The organism is Lysobacter sp. P5_C4 (genome assembly GCF_054049695.1).
On record NZ_JBFULX010000003.1, the window covers coordinates 345173 to 364320 of the forward strand.

17 protein-coding genes are annotated in these 19148 nt (G+C 66.3%); 8 read left to right on the forward strand and 9 right to left on the reverse strand.

What is annotated here, in order from left to right; genetic code table 11:
• Positions 1-24: 24 nt before the first annotated feature.
• The 7 genes from ACXJJ8_RS09610 to ACXJJ8_RS09640 all read right to left on the reverse strand — a co-directional run bounded on the left by ACXJJ8_RS09610 (position 25) and on the right by ACXJJ8_RS09640 (position 7804).
• The gene (locus ACXJJ8_RS09610; RefSeq protein ID WP_499029327.1) at positions 25-591 is read right to left on the reverse strand and encodes a hypothetical protein; all 567 of its coding nucleotides are present in this window, start codon (positions 589-591) and stop codon (positions 25-27) included.
• A 69-nt stretch (positions 592-660) separates the two neighbouring features.
• On the reverse strand, positions 661-1059 hold the full coding sequence (crcB, locus tag ACXJJ8_RS09615; protein WP_499029329.1) for a fluoride efflux transporter CrcB: 399 nt from the start codon (positions 1057-1059) through the stop codon (positions 661-663).
• Positions 1056-2234, reverse strand: coding sequence for an MFS transporter (locus ACXJJ8_RS09620; protein WP_499029331.1), 1179 nt, complete (start codon positions 2232-2234; stop codon positions 1056-1058). Before ACXJJ8_RS09620 ends, crcB begins: the two co-directional genes overlap by 4 nt.
• Positions 2234-3604, reverse strand: coding sequence for a replication-associated recombination protein A (locus ACXJJ8_RS09625; protein ID WP_499029595.1), 1371 nt, complete (start codon positions 3602-3604; stop codon positions 2234-2236). The genes ACXJJ8_RS09620 and ACXJJ8_RS09625 overlap by 1 nt, the downstream gene beginning before the upstream one ends.
• 40 nt (positions 3605-3644) lie before the next feature.
• Positions 3645-4262, reverse strand: a complete 618-nt coding sequence (gene lolA, locus ACXJJ8_RS09630) for an outer membrane lipoprotein periplasmic chaperone LolA (RefSeq protein WP_499029333.1) — start codon at positions 4260-4262, stop codon at positions 3645-3647.
• 65 nt (positions 4263-4327) lie between these two features.
• Entirely contained in the window at positions 4328-6676 is a 2349-nt protein-coding gene (locus ACXJJ8_RS09635; RefSeq protein ID WP_499029335.1) for a DNA translocase FtsK, read from the reverse strand.
• A 60-nt stretch (positions 6677-6736) separates the two neighbouring features.
• Positions 6737-7804, reverse strand: a complete 1068-nt coding sequence (locus tag ACXJJ8_RS09640; protein ID WP_499029336.1) for an alanine dehydrogenase — start codon at positions 7802-7804, stop codon at positions 6737-6739.
• A 131-nt stretch (positions 7805-7935) separates the two neighbouring features.
• Between ACXJJ8_RS09640 and trxB the strand changes: the two genes are divergently transcribed.
• The 4 genes from trxB (at position 7936) to infA (ending at position 11060) form a co-directional block, all read left to right on the forward strand.
• The gene (trxB, locus tag ACXJJ8_RS09645) at positions 7936-8889 is read left to right on the forward strand and encodes a thioredoxin-disulfide reductase (protein ID WP_499029338.1); all 954 of its coding nucleotides are present in this window, start codon (positions 7936-7938) and stop codon (positions 8887-8889) included.
• 6 nt (positions 8890-8895) lie between these two features.
• Entirely contained in the window at positions 8896-10017 is a 1122-nt protein-coding gene (locus tag ACXJJ8_RS09650) for a GNAT family N-acetyltransferase (RefSeq protein WP_499029340.1), read from the forward strand.
• Entirely contained in the window at positions 10014-10748 is a 735-nt protein-coding gene (gene aat, locus ACXJJ8_RS09655) for a leucyl/phenylalanyl-tRNA--protein transferase (RefSeq protein ID WP_499029342.1), read from the forward strand. Before ACXJJ8_RS09650 ends, aat begins: the two co-directional genes overlap by 4 nt.
• Before the next feature lie 93 nt (positions 10749-10841).
• On the forward strand, positions 10842-11060 hold the full coding sequence (infA, locus tag ACXJJ8_RS09660; RefSeq protein ID WP_036168934.1) for a translation initiation factor IF-1: 219 nt from the start codon (positions 10842-10844) through the stop codon (positions 11058-11060).
• Between the two features lie 69 nt (positions 11061-11129).
• Here the strand turns inward: infA and clpA are convergent, their stop codons facing one another.
• Both clpA and clpS read right to left on the reverse strand, forming a co-directional pair.
• A complete protein-coding gene (gene clpA, locus ACXJJ8_RS09665; RefSeq protein ID WP_499029344.1) occupies positions 11130-13400 on the reverse strand; it encodes an ATP-dependent Clp protease ATP-binding subunit ClpA in 2271 nt (756 codons plus the stop codon).
• A gap of 120 nt (positions 13401-13520) precedes the next feature.
• On the reverse strand, positions 13521-13841 hold the full coding sequence (gene clpS / locus ACXJJ8_RS09670; RefSeq protein ID WP_499029346.1) for an ATP-dependent Clp protease adapter ClpS: 321 nt from the start codon (positions 13839-13841) through the stop codon (positions 13521-13523).
• Positions 13842-13962: 121 nt separating this feature from the next.
• Here clpS and ACXJJ8_RS09675 point away from each other — a divergent pair, with 121 nt between their 5' ends.
• The 4 genes from ACXJJ8_RS09675 to acnA all read left to right on the forward strand — a co-directional run bounded on the left by ACXJJ8_RS09675 (position 13963) and on the right by acnA (position 19099).
• Positions 13963-14424: an NUDIX hydrolase gene (locus ACXJJ8_RS09675; RefSeq protein WP_499029348.1), complete on the forward strand. Its 462-nt coding sequence runs from the start codon at positions 13963-13965 to the stop codon at positions 14422-14424.
• 45 nt (positions 14425-14469) lie between these two features.
• Positions 14470-15570 (forward strand): tRNA 2-thiouridine(34) synthase MnmA, encoded by a 1101-nt coding sequence (gene mnmA, locus ACXJJ8_RS09680; RefSeq protein ID WP_499029598.1) that lies wholly within the window; start codon positions 14470-14472, stop codon positions 15568-15570.
• A complete protein-coding gene (hflD, locus tag ACXJJ8_RS09685; RefSeq protein ID WP_499029350.1) occupies positions 15567-16205 on the forward strand; it encodes a high frequency lysogenization protein HflD in 639 nt (212 codons plus the stop codon). The genes mnmA and hflD overlap by 4 nt, the downstream gene beginning before the upstream one ends.
• A 122-nt stretch (positions 16206-16327) precedes the next feature.
• Complete coding sequence (acnA, locus tag ACXJJ8_RS09690; RefSeq protein WP_499029352.1) at positions 16328-19099, forward strand: aconitate hydratase AcnA; 2772 nt, start codon at positions 16328-16330, stop codon at positions 19097-19099.
• The last annotated feature ends 49 nt before the right edge of the window (positions 19100-19148 follow it).

Sequence of the window (19148 nt, forward strand, 5' to 3'; positions counted from 1 at the left end):
ACGCGTGCACCGCGCAGGATGGCCTCAGCGGCCGCGGCCCAGCCACCAGGCGATCGGCACGCTGGCGATCAACAGGCCCAGGCCCGTGTCGAGCAAGGCACCGACGGTGAAATCCATCGGGAAGCGATACCAATTCCAATACGGCACGCTCGTGGTCAGCCAGGCCATCACGCCCAGTGCGCCGCCCATCAGCACGCGCTTGCCGAAGGCCACGGGCGCCAGCGAAAGAATCCACGCAGCGAACAAGGCGACGAGTACGTCGATGACGAACTGCTTGGCCAGCGCAGGCCCCATCGTCTGCAGGTTCGGGTTGGGCGTCGGATCCCAAACGACGAAGGCCGATGGCGCATCCTTGTATTTGGTGGTGAAGGCATTCATCGCCTCGGTGTCGCGCCACATCGCCGGGTCCATGCCGGGGACCATGTACACGCCCGGGCCCTTGTCGGCGCTGGCGTGCAACGCGGTCATCGCCGCATCCTGGTTGCTGGCGACCTTCATGCCCATCTCGCCGATGGGCAACACGACGTGGGCGATGGCGCCCCACAGGAACAACACGATTCCGCCGATCAAGCCGGCAACGAAAGTCCGCATGCCCGTCCCCTTCCGATGCGCGGCGGATGCCGCGTGGCGAGGATGCACCGGCCCTGCCCCGTCGGCAACCTAGCAGGGCGGGCGAATCCAGCTCGCCGTGCGTGCGCCGAACCACACCAGCAACAAGCCTGCGACAAGCGTCACACCGAGGTACAGCAACGCCTGGTCACTGCGTTGCGAACGGGAGAACAGCAGGCATTCGAGCATCAACGCCGAATACGTCGTCAGACCGCCGAGGAAACCGACGATCAGGAACGCACGCCAGTACAAGGCCGCGGGGCCGCGATTCTCGAGCCAGATCGCGATGAAGCCGGCGAGGAACGAACCGGCGAGGTTCACCGCCAGCGTGCCCCACGGCAGTCCGTCGCCCAGGCGGCGCAACAACGCACCACCGACCCAGAACCGCCCGGCGGCGCCAAGGGCGCCACCCAGCATCACCAGGACCAACTGCTGCCACCAAGCGTTCATGACATGACTCCGGCGCGTTGCTTGAGCGGCCACAGCACGATCCCGGCGCACAGCGCCAGCGCCGCACTCGTTCCGAACGCGATCATCGGCGCGCCGTTCTCCCACAGCATTCCGAACACCGCCGAGGCCGGCAACAACAGCAATCCCGTGATCAGGTAATACCAACCGAACGCCGTGCCCGCGCGATCGGCGGGGATGAGGTCGGCGACGAGCGCGCGCTCGGCCCCTTCGATCGTTGCAGTGACCAGGCCGTAGGCGGGGAACAACACCCACAACCAGTGTTTGTCGATCGGCACCACGCCGAGCAGCACATACAGCAACGCGTATCCGGCCCAGCCGGCGAGGATCAGGCGTTTGCGGCCGATGCGATCGGACAGCGCCGACAATGGTGTCGACGCCAATGCCGCCACCGCGGAGAACGATGCCCACAACAACGTGATCCGGCTCGCGCCAAGCCCCAGGTCCTGCGCGCGCAGCAGGAGGAACATGTTCGATGCGTTGCCGAGCGTGAACAACCCGAGGGCGAACAGATAGCGGCGATACGGCGCGGGCAATGCCGAGAAACGCCAGTCGATCGGGCCGGACGACTTGACGTGCGCGTGCGTCGGCTCACGCAGGCGGAGCGCCATGATCAGCACGAAGACGGCGGGCACGAAGGCGAACAGGAATACCTGTCGCAGCGAGAACCCCAGCGCCAGCAAGGCCGCGGCGATCAACGGGCCGATCACCGCGCCGGCGTTGTCCATCCCGCGATGCAAGCCATACGCGAGCCCGCGTTGCTCCGGTGCCACGCTCGCGGCCAACATCGCGTCGCGTGGCGCGGACCGCAATCCCTTTCCCACGCGATCCACGAACCGAAACACCAGCACGCCGAACCAACTCGTCGCGATGCCGATCAACGGCCGCGCGATGCCCGCAAGTCCATACCCCACGACGACAAAGGGCTTGATGCGCCGCATGCGATCGGCCAGGGCGCCCGAGAACAATTTCAACAGACTGCTCGCCGCCTCGGCGACGCCTTCGATCCAGCCCAGCGCTTTCGGCCCGGCCATCAGGACGCTCGCGATGTACAGCGGCACGAGCGGATAGATCATGTCGCTCGCCGCGTCGTTGACCAAACTGATCGCGCCCAGCAGCCACACCGTCTTCGGCAGGCGCGCGAGCGCTTGGCGCATCAGGCGGCGTCCCCGTCCGTCGTTCCCGGTGCGTCACCGCGCGCTTTCGACCGCGCTTCGCGCAAGGCGTCGAGCTTTTCTTTCATGCGACCTTCCAGGCCGCGATCGGTCGGCGCGTAGTACACGCGTTCGCCCATCTTGTCGGGGAAGCCGGTCTGGCCCAATGCGATGCCACCGGCGGCGTCGTGGTCGTATTGATAGCCCTTGCCGTAGCCGAGCTGCTTCATCAGTTTCGTCGGTGCGTTGCGGATGTGCATCGGCACGTCCAGCGTGCCGTATTCCTCGACGTCGCTGCGCGCCTGGTTCCAGGCGGTGTACGCGGCATTGGATTTCGACGTGGTCGCAAGATAGATCGCGACTTGCGCGAGTGCGAGATCGCCTTCGGGGCTGCCCAGGCGGTCGTAGGTATCCCATGCATCCACGGCCATCTGCAATGCGCGCGGATCGGCCAGGCCGATGTCTTCCACCGCCATGCGCGTGAGCCTGCGCGCGAGGTAACTCGGATCGGCGCCGCCATCGAGCATGCGCGCAAGCCAGTACAGCGACGCATCCGGATTCGAACTGCGCACCGACTTGTGCAACGCGGAGATCTGGTCGTAGAACTGCTCGCCGCCCTTGTCGAAGCGGCGCGTGCGATCGGCCAGCACCTGCGCGAGCGTCTGCTCGGTGATCGTGCCGCCCTCCCCCGCCAGGTCCGCCGCGATTTCCAGGAAGGTCAGCGCGCGTCGGACGTCTCCGTCGGCGGCGCGTGCGATGAGCAGCAGCTGCTCCGGCGCGACGTGCAAGTCGCGATCGCCGAGCCCGCGTTGCGCGTCGTCGAGTGCGCGTTGCAACGCGACGGCGATGTCTTCCGGCGACACCAATTCCATCACGTGCACGCGGCACCGCGACAAGAGCGCGGAGTTGAGTTCGAACGACGGGTTCTCGGTGGTCGCGCCGACGAACAGGATCGTGCCGCGTTCGATGTGCGGCAGGAAGGCATCCTGCTGCGCCTTGTTGAAGCGATGCACCTCGTCGACGAACAACACGGTGCGCCGGCCTTCGGCGAATCGATGGCCCGCTTCGGCGAGCACCTGGCGCACTTCGGGCAATCCGACCAGCACGGCGGAGACAGCGCGGAACTCTGCGTCGGCATACGTCGCGAGCAACTGCGCGAGCGTCGTCTTGCCGCAGCCCGGCGGGCCCCAGAGGATCATCGAGTGCACGTGGCCGGATTCGATCGCGCGCCGCAACGCCGAACTGGGTGCGAGCAGGCGGCGCTGCCCCACCATTTCATCGATCGTGCGCGGCCGCACCCGCTCGGCGAGCGGACGCAGCGCGTCGCGATCGACGCTCAGCAGGTCCTGCTCTTGCGGAGCAAGCCCGGGGATTGCAGGGGTGCGCTGTCTCGCCACAGCGCGATGATAACGATCAGCCGCCCGCGACGACGTCGACGCCCTTGGACGGCGCGAAGGAGAACGTGCCCTTGGCGAAGCCCGGGTTCTTCTTCCAGGCCGAGAAGCTTAGTTCGGTGCGCTGGCCGAGCGGGTCGACGATGCGCATGCGCCTGAGGCCGGCGTTGTCGAAACCCAGGCGCGCGGATTCGAAGCTGGCGTTGTCGGGGTTGCGCGGACGCAGTTCGATCCAGTCCAGGCCCTCTGCGGTGGGAAGCTCCTTGACCGCGAATTCCTTGTCCAGTCGCGTGGGATCGATCAGCGCGGTGAGCGGCGAGCTGCGCTCTTCCACGCCCTGGGCGCGCTTGGTGACTTGCTTGAGGTCGGGGTCGTAGACCCACACGGACTTGCCGTCGGCGACGATCAATTGTTCGAAGGGCTTGGCGTACTCCCAGCGGAAGTTGCGCGGCGCCGACATCGCGACGCGGCCGCTGGAGGCTTCCTTCTTCTTGCCGTTGGCATCGAAGACCTGCTGGGTAAACGTACCGTCCAGCCCCTTGAGGTTCTTCGTGAACGCGGTGAGGTCGTCGCGGCCGCCGGCGTGGGCGGTGGTGGCGAGCAACGCGGTGGTCAGGCCGATGGAAAGCAGGCGCATGGCAGTGTCCGTGGAGACGTTGCGGAAAGTCTGCCGGGAAAAGGATGAATGGGGGATCACGCGCCCTACTTCGGAGGCGGCGGTGCCAGCACGCTGCGATCGCCGTTGTGTTCCGGCGGCGTCACCACGCCTGCCGCTTCCATCGCTTCGATCAGGCGCGCGGCGCGGTTGTAGCCGATCTTCAGGCGGCGTTGCACACCGGAAATCGATGCGCGGCGGGTTTCGGTGACGATGCGCACCGCCTCGTCGTACAGCGGATCGGATTCATCGCCGCCACCGCCGCCGGACTCCGGCAAGCCGGTGGCACCGACGACAACGCCATCGCCCATCGTCTGGACTTCATCGAGCACGCCGTCGATGTAATCCGGCCGGCCGCCGATCTGCTTGAGATGTTCGACGACGCGATGCACTTCTTCGTCGGAGACGAAGGCACCGTGCACGCGTTCGGGCATCGCGGTGCCCGGCGGGAGATAAAGCATGTCGCCGTGGCCGAGCAGCGTTTCGGCGCCCGACTGATCGAGGATCGTGCGCGAGTCGATCTTGCTGGAGACCTGGAACGCGATGCGCGTCGGGATGTTCGCCTTGATCAGGCCGGTGATGACGTCGACCGACGGGCGTTGCGTCGCAAGAATCAAATGAATGCCGGCCGCACGCGCCTTCTGCGCGAGGCGCGCGATGAGCTCTTCGACCTTCTTGCCGACGATCATCATCATGTCGGCGAATTCGTCGATGAACACGACGATGAACGGCAGCGTTTCCAGCGGGCGCGGCGCTTCGCCGAGTTCCGGGTTCGGCTTGAACAAGGGATCCATCAAGGGCTGGCCGGCCTCGATGGCGTCCTTCACTTTCTTGTTGAAGCCGGCCAGGTTGCGCACGCCGACCGTCGACATCAATTTGTAGCGGCGCTCCATTTCGGCGACGCACCAGCGCAGGCCGTTGGCGGCTTCCTTCATGTCGGTGACCACCGGCGCCAGCAGATGCGGAATGCCCTGGTACACGGACAACTCCAGCATCTTCGGGTCGATCATCAACATGCGCACGTCCTTCGCGGACGCCTTGTAGAGCAGCGACAAGACCATCGCGTTGACCGCGACGGACTTGCCCGAGCCCGTGGTGCCCGCGACGAGCAAATGCGGCATGCGCGCGAGATCGGCCACCGTCGGCCGCCCTGCGATGTCCTTGCCGAGCGCGAGCGTCAGCGGGCTGGGCGACTTGTCGTATTCCTTCGAACGCAGCAGTTCGCTGAGATAGATCATCTCGCGCGAAGTGTTCGGCGTTTCCAGGCCGACCACCGACTTGCCCGGGATGACGTCGACCACGCGCACCGACTTCACCGACAGGCCGCGCGCGATGTCCTTGTCGAGCGAGGAAATCTGGCTGACCTTGACGCCGGGCGCGGGCTCCAGTTCGAAGCGCGTGATCACCGGGCCCGGATACGCGCCGACGACCTGCGCATCGATGCGGAAATCCTTGAGCTTGAATTCGATCTGGCGCGACAGCGTTTCGAGCGTTTCCTCGCTGTAGCCCTTCACCTGCGGCTTGGGATCGTCGAGCAATGCGAGCGGCGGAATGCCCGTGCCGTCGCCGGTATGGAACAGCGGGATCTGCGTTTCGCGCTTGGCGCGATCGCTTTTCTCGACAACGGGCGCCGGCGGCGGTTCGATCTTGACCGGCGCACGCTTGGCGCGCAGTTCGGTTTCGATCTTGCGCGTCTCTTCGCGTTCCTCGCGGAAGGCGCGCGCCTGCTGCCATTCGGCCGCCTGCTGCGTACCGCGGCGGAGCAGCGGCGGAATCTTGAGCACCCACGCGCCGATGCGGTCCATCACCGTCAGCCACGAGATGCCGGTGGCGAGCGTGGTGGAAATCAGCAACAGCGCGACGAGGAAGAGATTGGCGCCAACTGGCCCGAAGCCGTGGTACAGCGAACGGCCGACGATCTGGCCGAGGATGCCGCCGCTGCCCGCCGAGAAATCCGGGGCGCCGCCGATGCGCAGATGCAGGAAGCCCGTCGCAGACACGAGGAAGCCGACGATGCCGACCAGCCGCAGCGCGGGCCCGAGATCGGCATCGCCGTCGCCATCGCTGTCCATGCCGAACAACGCGATCCAGGCGATGAGCCCGAGCATGATCGGCAACAGGAAGGCGACGTAACCGCACAGATACAACAGCACGTCGGCGGTCCACGCACCGACGATGCCGCCGAAGTTGTGCAAGGGGGCGGTGACGCTGCCCGAATGGGACCAGCCCGGATCGTCCGGCGAGAAGGTCCAGAGGCTCGCCATCAGGTAGGCGAGCACGGGGGCGATGGCGATCAGCGCGAGGTCGCGCCACAGGCGCTGCCGGCGCGCGCCGCCGCCCGCGGCGACCGGAGCCGCCGCGTTCTTGCGCCTGGATTTGCCGCCTTCCAAAGCCACCGGCCTTGCCGACACGTATGACCTGCCTTTAGGTGTATCCCCTAGGGCCTTGATCCTACGTCAAACTTTCATGTCCTGCAGCGCGGGATGCACGATTTTCCCGGCTTCGACGTTGATGCCGCGCACCAGCGCCTCGTTCGAGCGCCAGTTGCCCGAAGCGAGCTTGTTGACCCACGGCAGGATGGCCGCGCAGATGGCCTGCGACGAGGTCTGCGGCACGGCGCCCGGCATGTTGGTCACGCAGAAGTGGGTGACGCCCTCTTCGACGTAGGTGGGCTCTTTCCAGGTGGTCGGGCGCGAGGTTTCGAAGCAGCCGCCCTGGTCGATCGAGATGTCGACGACGACCGATCCATCCTGCATGCCCTTGAGCATTTCGCGCGTCAGCACGTGCGGCGCGCGGGCGCCGGTCACGAGCACGGCGCCGACGACCAGGTCGGCCGACGCCACTTCGCGCGCGACGACGTCGGCGTAGGGATACAGCGCGGTGACGTTGTTGCCCATCGCCATCATTTCTTCCATTCGGTCCTGGCGCATTTCGAACACGACCACGTTCGAACCGCCCGCCGCGGCGAGTTCCGCCGACGCGCGACCGGCCTTACCGCCGCCGAACACCACGACCTTGCCGCGCTCGGTCGACGGCAGGCCGCCGAGCAGCTTGCCCTTGCCGCCTTCGGGCTGGTGCAGCAGGTGCGTGCCGACCTGCACCGCGATCTTGCCGGCGATCACCGACATCGGCGCCAGCAGCGGCAGGTCGCCGTTGGGCAGCTCGACGGTTTCGAACGCGACGCCGGTCAGGCCGATGTCGAGCAGGCGGCGCGTCAGCACCGGCTCCGCCGCCAGGTGCAGGTAGCAGAACAGCAGGTGGTCCTTGCGCAGGAGCTTGAGGTCGCCTTCGATCGGCTCCTTGACCTTCACGATGAGTTCGCCCTTCTCGTACAGGGCGGCCGCGTCGTCGGCGATCTTCACGCCGAGCTGCGTGTATTGCTCGTCCTTGAAGCCGCTCTTCAGGCCCGCGCCCTGCTCCAGCCACACTTCGTGGCCACGCTTGACGAGGTCGCCCGCCGCCGCCGGCACCAGCGCGACGCGGCCTTCGAGGGTCTTGGTTTCCTTGGGGACGCCGATCCGCATTGCAGTGTTCTCTTCGTGGGAGGCGCGAGCGCCTTGTGTTGTCGTGGGGTCGCCGCCACTATTCCGCGACGCGGCGAGGGATGAAAAACCAGTCGCGCATCTTACGCGAACTCCCCACCGGACGCCCCTGCATGACTTCTGCGAAGCACTGCTCCCTGCTCATCCTCGGCTCCGGCCCCGCGGGCTGGACCGCGGCCGTTTATGCCGCGCGCGGCAACCTCAAGCCGGTGGTGATCACCGGCCTGCAACAGGGCGGCCAGCTGATGACGACCACCGAGGTCGACAACTGGCCCGGCGACGTGCACGGCCTGCAGGGCCCGGCACTGATGGAGCGCATGCAGCAGCACGCCGAGCGTTTCGAAACCGAGATCATCTTCGACCAGATCCACACGGCGGACCTGTCGCAGCGCCCCTTCCGCCTGAAGGGCGACTCGGGCGAATACACGGCCGACGCGCTGATCATCGCGACGGGCGCGACGGCGAAGTACCTGGGCCTGGAATCGGAACAGAAATTCCTGGGCCGCGGCGTATCGGCGTGCGCCACCTGCGACGGGTTCTTCTTCAAGGACATGGACGTGGCGGTGATCGGCGGCGGCAACACCGCGGTCGAGGAAGCGCTGTACCTGTCGAACATCGCGCGCAAGGTCTACGTCGTGCATCGCCGCGACACGCTGCGCGCCGAAAAGATCATGCAGGACAAGTTGTTCGCGAAGGTGCAGGCCGGCAAGATCGAAACGATCTGGCACCACACCGTCGACGAGGTCATCGGCGACGATGCCGGCGTCACCGCGCTGCGCCTGAAGTCCACGCAGGACGGCTCGACGAAGCAGATCGACATCCACGGTTTGTTCGTCGCGATCGGGCATACGCCGAATACCTCGTTGTTCGAAGGCCAGCTGGCGATGCACAACGGCTATCTCGAAATCCGTTCCGGCCTGTCGGGCATGGCGACGCAGACCTCGGTGCCCGGCGTGTTCGCCGCCGGCGACGTCGCCGACCAGGTCTATCGCCAGGCCGTGACCTCCGCCGGCTTCGGCTGCATGGCCGCGCTCGACGCCGAGAAATTCCTCGACAAGGAAGGCTGAGGCCCGATGCACGCGCGCATCCTCGGCGCGCTGACCGATGTCCCCGCTGATGCGTGGGACGCGCTGCACGACGGCGGCAATCCCTTCGTGTCGCATGCGTTCCTGGCGGGCCTGGAGGAATTGCAATGCGTGCGCGCATCGCTGGGTTGGGTGCCTGCGCACCTGGCGTTGTTCGACGGGCAGTCGTTGGTCGGCGCGGCGCCGGGGTATCGCAAGCGCAATTCGCACGGGGAATTCGTGTTCGATCATGCGTGGGCGCAGGCGTATGCGCATCACGGGCTGTCGTATTTTCCGAAATGGCTCGGCGCGGTTCCCTACTCGCCCGTGACCGGGCCGCGGTTGCTGGCGCGCGACGATGCGACGCGTGCGTTGCTGGCCGCGGCCATCATCGCGGTCGTGCGCGAAGCCGGCTGGTCCTCGGCGCACGTGAACTTCCATCGGGCGGACGAAGCAGCGGCCTTCGATCCCGACTGGATTCCGCGCATCGACGTGCAGTATCACTGGGAGAATCGCGGCGGCTGGGGCGACTTCGACGCCTTCCTTGCCGCGATGGACCACAAGCACCGCAAGAACATCCGGCAGGAACGCGCGAAGGTCGCGCGCGCCGGCGTGCGCATGCGCGTGGTGCATGGCGATGAAGCCAGCGACGCCGACCTGGCGGCGATGCACGGGTTCTACCTGCAGACCTTCCACGAGTACGGCAACACGCCTGCGCTGACGCTCGATTTTATCCGCCACCTGGCGCATACGATGCCGCGCGCGCTGGTGTTGCTGCTGGCCGAACTCGATGGCGAAACCATCGCCGGCGCGCTGTGCCTGCGCGGTGGCGACACCTTGTACGGACGCTACTGGGGCGCCACGCGCCTCGTGCCCGGGCTGCATTTCGAAACGTGTTACTACCAGGGCATCGATTACTGCCTGCGCGAGGGCTTGCAACGCTTCGAACCCGGTGCGCAGGGCGAGCACAAATTGGCACGCGGTTTCCTTCCGACGCTGGTGCACAGCCGTCATTGGATCGGCGAGGAAGATTTCGCCGACGCGATCCGGCACTGGTGCACCGAGGAAGCGGTCTCGGTGCGCCGTTACTGCGCCGCGTTGCAGGCGCATTCGCCGTTCCGGGTGCCATGACCTCGCGCATGCCGATGCTGCTCGGTCCCGATCCGGTGTTCCCGCCGGTGGAACTGGCGCTGCGCGAACCCGATGGATTGTTGGCGGTGGGCGGCGATCTGTCGGTGCCACGGCTGCTCGAGGCGTATCGACACGGGATCTTCCCGTGGTTTTCCGCGGGCCAGCCGATCCTGTGGTGGTCGCCCGATCCGCGCATGGTGTTCCGCACCGACGGTGGCGTTCGCCTGTCGACGAAGTTCCGTCGCGCGTTGCGGCGTTCGCCCTGGGTGGTGCGCGCCGATACGCGGTTCGAGGCGGTCATCGAAGCCTGTGCGACCATCCCGCGCCTGGGGCAGCGCGGCACCTGGATCGTGCCGGCGATGCGCCGCGCGTACGGTGCGCTGCACGCGCACGGGCATGCGCACAGCGTCGAAGTCTTCGACGGCGATCGCCTGGTGGGCGGGCTCTACGGTGTGTCGGTCGGCGCGATGTTCTTCGCCGAGAGCATGTACAGCGGCGCTTCGGGCGGATCGAAGGTCGCGCTGGCCGCCCTCGCCCACCGCCTGCAGGCGTGGGGTTGGCCCTTGATCGACGCGCAGGTCGAGAACGATCACCTGGTGCGGATGGGGGCCGGATCACTGCCGCGCGACGCGTTCCAGCGCATCGTGGCGACCCAGGTGGCCTGCCCCGCGGAACCGGGCCCCTGGACCGCGCGCTTCGGCGAACTCGACGCCGCGACCCTCGCCGGCTGAACGCGCCGCTTGGCGCTCCAGCGCCGCGCATGCCAGAATGCGCGACTTTGCGGGCGGCCGAACGCCGAACCGCCCTATCCGATCAGGAAATACATGGCCAAAGACGACGTCATCGAGTTCGAGGGTACGGTCACCGAAACCCTCCCGAACACCATGTTCCGGGTGAAGCTCGAGAACGGCCACGAAATCATCGCCCACATCTCCGGTCGCATGCGGAAGAACTACATCCGCATCCTCACCGGCGACAAGGTCAAGGTGGAAATGACGCCTTACGACCTGACCAAGGGGCGCATTACGTACCGTATGAAATAAAGCACGCAAGTGCTTGAATGAAAAAGGCGACCCGAGGGTCGCCTTTTTCGTTTACGCCGGCTTCGACGGTCAGACCGTCACCGGCAGCAGCTTCTCCGGCTCGGGCTGCGCTTCCACCTTCAGCTCGCCCTCGACCACGTCGATGCTGACCTTGCCGCCGCCGACCAGCTTGCCGAACAACAGTTCGTCCGCGAGCGGCCGCTTGATCTTGTCCTGGATCACGCGGGCCATCGGGCGGGCCCCCATCAACGGGTCGAAGCCGTGCTGGGCGAGCCAATCGCGGGCCGCCGGCGTGGCCGACATCGACACGTCCTTCTCGTGCAACTGGACCTCCAGCTCGATCAGGAACTTGTCCACCACGCGCAGGATGTGTTCCATGCCCAGCGCCTGGAACTGCACCACCGCGTCGAGGCGGTTGCGGAACTCGGGGCTGAAGCTGCGACGGATCACCTCCATCGCATCGGTGCTGTGGTCCTGGCGCGTGAAGCCGATCGTGCGACGCGCGGCCTGCGCGGCGCCGGCGTTCGTCGTCATCACGACGATCACGTTCTTGAAGTTCGCTTCGCGCCCGTTGGTGTCGGTGAGCACGCCACGGTCCATGACCTGCAACAGGATGTTGAAGATGTCCGGATGCGCCTTCTCGACCTCGTCGAGCAGCAACACGCAGTGCGGCGTCTTGACGATCTTCTCGGTCAGCAGGCCGCCCTGGTCGAACCCGACGTAACCCGGGGGCGCGCCGATCAAACGGCTGACCGAATGCGGCTCCATGTACTCGGACATGTCGAAGCGCACCAGTTCGATGCCCAGTTGCAGCGCGAGCTGGCGCGTCACTTCGGTCTTGCCCACGCCGGTCGGGCCGGAGAACAGGAAGTTGCCGATCGGCTTGTCGGGATTGCCCAGGCCGGAACGTGCGAGCTTGATCGCGGAGACGAGCGTGTCGATCGCCGGATCCTGCCCGAAGATCACCATCTTCAGGTTGCGATCCAGGTTCTTCAGCACGTCCTTGTCCGAGGCGCTGACCTGCTTGGTCGGGATGCGCGCCATCTTGGCCACGATCGTTTCGATTTCCTCGACATCGATCAGCGACTTGCGCACGGCGGCGGGCAGCAAACGCTGGCGCGCGCCGGCTTCGTCGATGACGTCGATCGCCTTGTCGGGCAGAAGGCGATCGCCGATGTGCTTGACCGACAGGTCGACCGCGGCCTGCAGCGCTTCGTCGGCGTAGGTCACGCCGTGGTGCGATTCGTAGCGCGGCTTGAGGCCGTGCAGGATTTCGACCGTCTCGCCTACCGTCGGCTCCACGATGTCGATCTTCTGGAAGCGACGCGCGAGCGCGCGATCCTTTTCGAAGATGCCGCGGTATTCCTGGAAGGTGGTCGACCCGATGCAACGCAGCTCGCCCGAGGCCAGGACGGGCTTGATCAGGTTGGAGGCATCCATCGTGCCGCCCGACGCCGAGCCGGCGCCGATGATCGTATGGATCTCGTCGATGAAGAGGATCGCACCGGGGTGCTTCTTCAACTGCGCGAGCACGGCCTTCAGGCGCTTCTCGAAATCGCCGCGATACTTCGTGCCGGCCACGAGCGCGCCGAGGTCGAGCGCGTAGATCACCGCGTCGGCCAGGACTTCGGGCACGTTGCCTTCGACGATGCGCTTGGCCAGCCCTTCGGCGAGCGCGGTCTTGCCCACGCCGGCTTCGCCGACGTAGAGCGGATTGTTCTTGCGACGGCGGCAGAGCACCTGGATGGTGCGTTCGACTTCATCGGCACGGCCGACCAGCGGGTCGATCTTCCCGGCGAGCGCGAGGTCGTTGAGGTTGCTGGCGAATTCGGCCAGCGCGTCGCCCTTGTGTTCGCCCTCCTCGCCCTGGCGCGTTTCGTCCTGCGACTGCGATTCCTCGCCTTCGCCGGTGCGCGTGATGCCATGGGAAAGATAGTTGACGACGTCCAGCCGCGTGACGTCCTGCTGGTTGAGGAAATACACGGCGTGGGAATCCTTCTCGCCATAGATGGCGACCAGGACATTCGCACCGGTGACTTCCTTCTTGCCCGAAGACTGGACGTGGTACACGGCACGCTGCAGCACGCGCTGGAAACCCAGCGTGGGTTGCGTGTCGCGCCCGTCGTCGTCCGCCAGGCGCGCGACCGAGGTTTCGATCGCCTTTTCCAGTTCGTGGCGCAGGCGCGGGAAATCGGCGCCGATCGCCTTGAGCACGGCTTCGGCCGAGGGGTTGTCGAGGAGCGCGAGGAGCAGGTGCTCCACGGTCATGAACTCATGGCGGGCCTCGCGGGCCCGCTTGTAGCACTGGCCGATGGTCTGCTCGAGATCCTTGCTGAACATGTTGCGTGGCCTCCGACGGCTTGGCCCTGTTAGGTATCCAGCGTCCTATATGGGGAACGCGAAATACCTTTTCCAGTGGCCTTCGTCAGGGCTTGCCAACGAGCGGCCTTCGCGAGGTGTTTACGCCTTTTCCATCGTGCACAGCAAGGGGTGCTGGTTGACCCTTGCGTACTCATTCACCTGCGCCACCTTCGACTCTGCAACGTCCCGCGTGAATACTCCGCAGACGCCGCGGCCGCGCGTGTGCACGTGCAGCATCACCTGGGTCGCCTTTTCGAGATTCATGGCGAAAAACCTCATCAAAACGTCCACGACGAAGTCCATCGGCGTGTAATCGTCATTGAGCAACAGGACCGAATACAGCGGGGGACGCGCCGTTTCGGGCTTGCTGGTTTCCACCATTGCGCCGTGATCGCGCTCATGTTCGTTCTTTCGTGCCATGGGCGGGATTATACGGAGGGGCGCAAGCCCTCCCGACGCCCCGCGTTGGACGGCCGACTGGCGCCGCCGTCACAATGCCCGTGTGAAAACACCTTGACCCCCGACAAGGATCCAACCCCACGTGACCTACCGCGAAGGCCGCTTCTGGCAACCCGACGTCACCGTCGCGACGATCGTCGTGCGCGACGGGCGGTTGCTCATGGTCGAAGAACGGGTGAACGGCAAGCTCGTATTGAACCAGCCCGCCGGGCATTTGGAGCCCGACGAAAGCCTGGTCGACGCGGCCCTGCGCGAAACGCGCGAGGAAACAGGCTGGGACGTGCGTTTGACGGCGTTCGTCGGCGCTTATCAGTGGAAGGCCGAAACAGGCCGCCATTACCTGCGTTTCGCGTTCGCCGCCGAACCCGGGCAGCATGATCCCGCGCGCCCGCTCGATACCGGCATCGAACGCGCCGTATGGATGACGCCCGCCGAACTGCAAGCCGCGCACGACCGCCACCGCAGCCCGCTCGTGTGGCGCGTGGTGGCCGACCATCTCGCCGGACGTCGACATCCCCTGTCGATGGTGCAGCAGTTGGCCTGAGGCAGGCACGTGGACGCGAAACCGCAGGTGCGCACCATCGTCGGCATGTCCGGCGGCGTCGATTCGTCGGTCGCCGCCTTGCTGCTGCAGGGCCGGGGCGAGCCGATCGCCGGCCTCTTCATGCAGAACTGGGCCGACGACGGCAGCGGCGACTGCCGCGCCGACGAGGATCGTCGCGATGCGGTCGCGGTGTGCGGTCGGCTCGGCATCCCGATCCACTTCCGCGATTTCTCGAGCGAATACTGGAACGGAGTGTTCCGGCATTTCCTCGACGAATACGCCGCGGGCCGCACGCCCAACCCCGACGTGCTGTGCAATCGCGAGATCAAGTTCAAGCATTTCCTCGACGCGGCGCATGCCCTGGGCGCAGAGCGCATCGCGACGGGCCATTACGCGCGCGTGGATCACGCGGGCAGTCGCGTGCGCCTGCTGCGCGCGGTGGATCGCAACAAGGACCAGAGTTACTTCCTGCACCAGCTCGGCCAGGCGCAACTGGCATCGACCGTCTTTCCGCTCGGCCATCTGCCGAAGGACCAGGTGCGTGCGATCGCACGCGAGGCCGCGCTGCCCACGCATGCGAAGAAGGATTCGACCGGCATCTGTTTCATCGGCGAACGCGACTTCCGCGAATTCCTCGCGCGTTACCTCCCTGCCCGGCCCGGGGAGATTCGCGATCCGCGGGGGAACGTGGTCGGCGAACACCCCGGTGTTTTCTTCTTCACCCTCGGGCAGCGCGAAGGCCTGCATATCGGTGGCGTGCGTGGGCGCGATCCGGCGCCGTGGTACGTGGTCGACAAGCACGTCAACGACAACGTGCTCATCGTCGACCAGGGCAGCGACAGCCCGCATCTGTATTCGACGACGCTCTGGTCGGAAGCCGCGCATTGGATCGCCGGCAGCCCGCCGGCAGCGCGCTTCGAATGCACGGCGCAGACGCGTTATCGGCAGCACGAGGAGGCGTGCACGGTGACGGTCGCCGACGACGGCACGCTGGCGGTACGCTTCGTCCGTGGCCAGCGCGCGGTCACGCCCGGGCAGTCGCTGGTGCTTTACGACGGCGATACTTGCCTCGGCGGCGCGGTCATCGCCCGCACGGATGCAAGGTCGGACGCGATGCTTTCGACGAAGGAGTGGCAGAACGCATGACGGACAACCCCGCCCCGGCCAATTCGATCGAGGAACGCGTGCTCGCCCTCGCCGGCCTGGCGCAGGCCTTGCGCCAGGTGCGCCAGATCGCCGAAACCGGGCAGGCCGACACTTCGGTGCTGCAGACGGCCACCGACAGCGTGTTCCGCCTGGATGCCGACACGCCGGTGGAGGTCTATGGCAACGAACACGCGCTCGCGCCGGGCATGCAATTGCTGCACGACTACTTCACGAGCAGCGCCGATTCGCGCGACGAACTCCTGCCGCGCCTGGCATTCGCCGTGCTGCAACTCGAACGCCGCTTCGTGCGCGAAGGCGCGACGGCGCAGAAAGTGCAGGAAGGCATCCTCGCGCTCGCGCCGACGGCGCAACGCCTGGGCAGCACGCATCCCGACGTGCTCGGATCGCTCGGCACGCTGTATGCCGACACGGTCAGCCACCTGCGCCCGCGCGTGATGGTGCAAGGCAATCCGCACTATCTGGGCCAGGCGGCCATTGTTTCGGAGATCCGCGCGGTGCTGCTTGCCGCGCTGCGTTCGGCCGTGTTGTGGCGCCAGCTCGGCGGCAGCTTCTGGGATTTCGTCCTCCGCAGGCGCGCGATGGTCGGCGCCGTGCAGTCGCACTTGCGACTGTGAACACGCGCAAGCTGGGCGGGGACACCCTCGATCCGGCATAATTACGGGGCTCAGCCCTGCGAATTCCGCGGCTCGCCGCGATTCGCCGGCCCCCACACCGCAAGACACCGGAGCCCCAACCGATGGCCGACTCCTTCGCCACCCGCGCCGAACTCGACGTCAACGGCAAGTCCCTCGCCTACTACAGCCTGCCCCGCCTCGGGCAGCGCTTCGACCTGTCGAAGCTGCCGTACTCGATGAAGATCCTCCTCGAGAACCTGCTGCGGCACGAAGACGGCGTCACGGTGACGCCCGAGCACATCGAAGCGGTTGCCACGTGGGACCCGAAGGCCGAGCCGGACACCGAGATCGCCTTCATGCCGGCGCGCGTGGTGCTGCAGGACTTCACCGGCGTGCCGTGCGTCGTGGACCTGGCGGCGATGCGCGACGCCGTGGTGCGCCTGGGCGGCGACGCCACGCGCATCAATCCGCTGATCCCCTCTGAGCTGGTGATCGACCATTCCGTGCAGGTCGACGTGTTCGGCCGCGCCGATGCGCTGGAACTCAACGGCGAGATCGAGTTCTCCCGCAACATGGAGCGTTACAGCTTCCTGCGCTGGGGCCAGAAGGCGCTGAACAATTTCAAGGTCGTGCCGCCGAACACCGGCATCGTGCACCAGGTGAACCTCGAGAACCTGGCGCGCGTGGTCGTCGAACGCGAAGTGCAGACGCGTGATGGCCGCACCGAACTGCAGGCGTTCCCGGACACCGTGTTCGGCACCGACTCGCACACCACGATGATCAACGGCATCGGCGTGCTCGGCTGGGGCGTGGGCGGCATCGAAGCCGAAGCTGCGATGCTCGGCCAGCCCTCGTCGATGCTGATTCCGCAGGTCGTGGGCTTCAAGCTCACCGGCAGGTTGCCGGAAGGCACGACCGCCACCGACCTCGTGCTCACCGTGACGCAGATGCTCCGCGCGCTCGGCGTGGTCGGCAAGTTCGTCGAATTCTACGGCGACGGCCTGCAGCACCTGCCCCTCGCCGACCGCGCGACGATCGCCAACATGGCGCCCGAATACGGTGCGACCTGCGGCATCTTCCCCATCGACGCCGAAGCGCTGAACTACCTGCGCCTGTCGGGTCGCAGCAAGGAACAGATCGCGCTCGTCGAGGCCTATGCCAAGGCGCAGGGCATGTGGCACGACGCGCAGACGCCGCACGCCACGTACTCGGCCACGCTCGAACTCGACCTGGGCGACGTCAAGCCCTCGCTCGCCGGCCCGAAGCGCCCGCAGGACCGCGTGCTGCTGGAGAAGGTCAAGGACAACTACCACGCCAATCTCGAAGGCCTCATCGCCAATCGCACGGCGAAGAAGACCGAAGTCGTGCGCTTCGATGCCGAAGGCGGCGACCAGCCGCAGGCCGATCATCTCGCTGCCAAGCCCAAATCGAAGATCCGCGTCGCCGACCAGGATTGCGAACTCACCGATGGCTCGGTCGTGATCGCCGCGATCACCTCGTGCACCAACACCTCCAACCCCGCCGTGATGCTCGGCGCCGGCCTGCTCGCACGCAACGCGGTCAAGCTCGGGCTGAAGGTCAAGCCGTGGGTGAAGACTTCGCTCGGCCCGGGTTCACTCGTGGTCACCGATTACCTCAAGAAGGCCGGCGTGCTGGCAGAGCTGGAGAAGCTCGGCTTCTTCGTCGTCGGTTACGGCTGCACCACCTGCATCGGCAACTCCGGCCCGCTGCCGGACGAAGTGTCCAAGGGCATCGCGGAGAACGAACTCGTCGTCGCGTCCGTGCTGTCGGGCAACCGCAACTTCGAGGGCCGCGTGCATCCCGAAGTGAAGATGAACTATCTCGCTTCGCCGCCGCTGGTCGTCGCCTACGCGCTCGCCGGCACGGTCGACATCGACCTGGTCAACGAACCCCTCGGCCACACCCCCGACGGCAAGGACGTGTACCTCCGCGACATCTGGCCGACGAACAAGGAAATCGGCGACATGATTTCCGCCACCGTCGGCCCGGAGCTGTTCGCGCAGAACTACGCCGACGTGTTCAAGGGCGATTCGCGCTGGAACAAGATCGCCTCGCCCGACGGTGCGGCCTTCCAGTGGGACGGCGCGTCGACGTACATCAAGAACCCGCCCTACTTCGACGGCATGACGATGGACATCGGCTCGATCGCCGACATCCATGGCGCGCGCGTCATGGGCCTGTTCGGCGATTCGATCACCACCGACCACATCTCGCCGGCCGGCAACATCAAGAAGGATTCGCCGGCAGGCCGTTTCCTGCAGGCGCGCGGCGTGCAGCCGGCGGACTTCAACAGCTACGGTTCGCGCCGCGGCAACGACGACGTCATGGTGCGCGGGACCTTCGCCAACATCCGCATCAAGAACCTGATGTTCGGCGGCGAAGAAGGCGGCAACACGCTGTACTTCGACCGCGCGGGCAATCCGGGCGAGAAGCTCGCGATCTACGACGCGGCGATGAAGTACAAGGCCGACAACGTGCCGCTGGTCGTGTTCGCGGGCAAGGAATACGGCACCGGTTCGTCTCGCGACTGGGCGGCGAAGGGCACCAACCTGCTGGGCGTCAAGGCGGTCGTGGCAGAAAGCTTCGAGCGCATCCACCGCTCCAACCTCGTCGGCATGGGCGTGCTGCCGTTGCAGTTCATGGAAGGCGAGAATGCGAAGTCGCTGGGCCTCACCGGTGCCGAGACGATCGACGTCGTCGGCCTGGACGACGGCAAGTCGCGCACCGCGACGGTCATTGCGCGGGGCGCAGAGGGCGAAAAGCGTTTCGACGTGCGCGTGCTGTTGCTGACGCCGAAGGAAGTCGAATACTTCCGCAACGGCGGCATCCTGCATTACGTGCTGCGCCAGTTGGCTTCGAAGAAAGCGGCGTAATCCGCTTCCCGGCGGATCGGAAAAGGCGGCCCCGCGGCCGCCTTTTTTC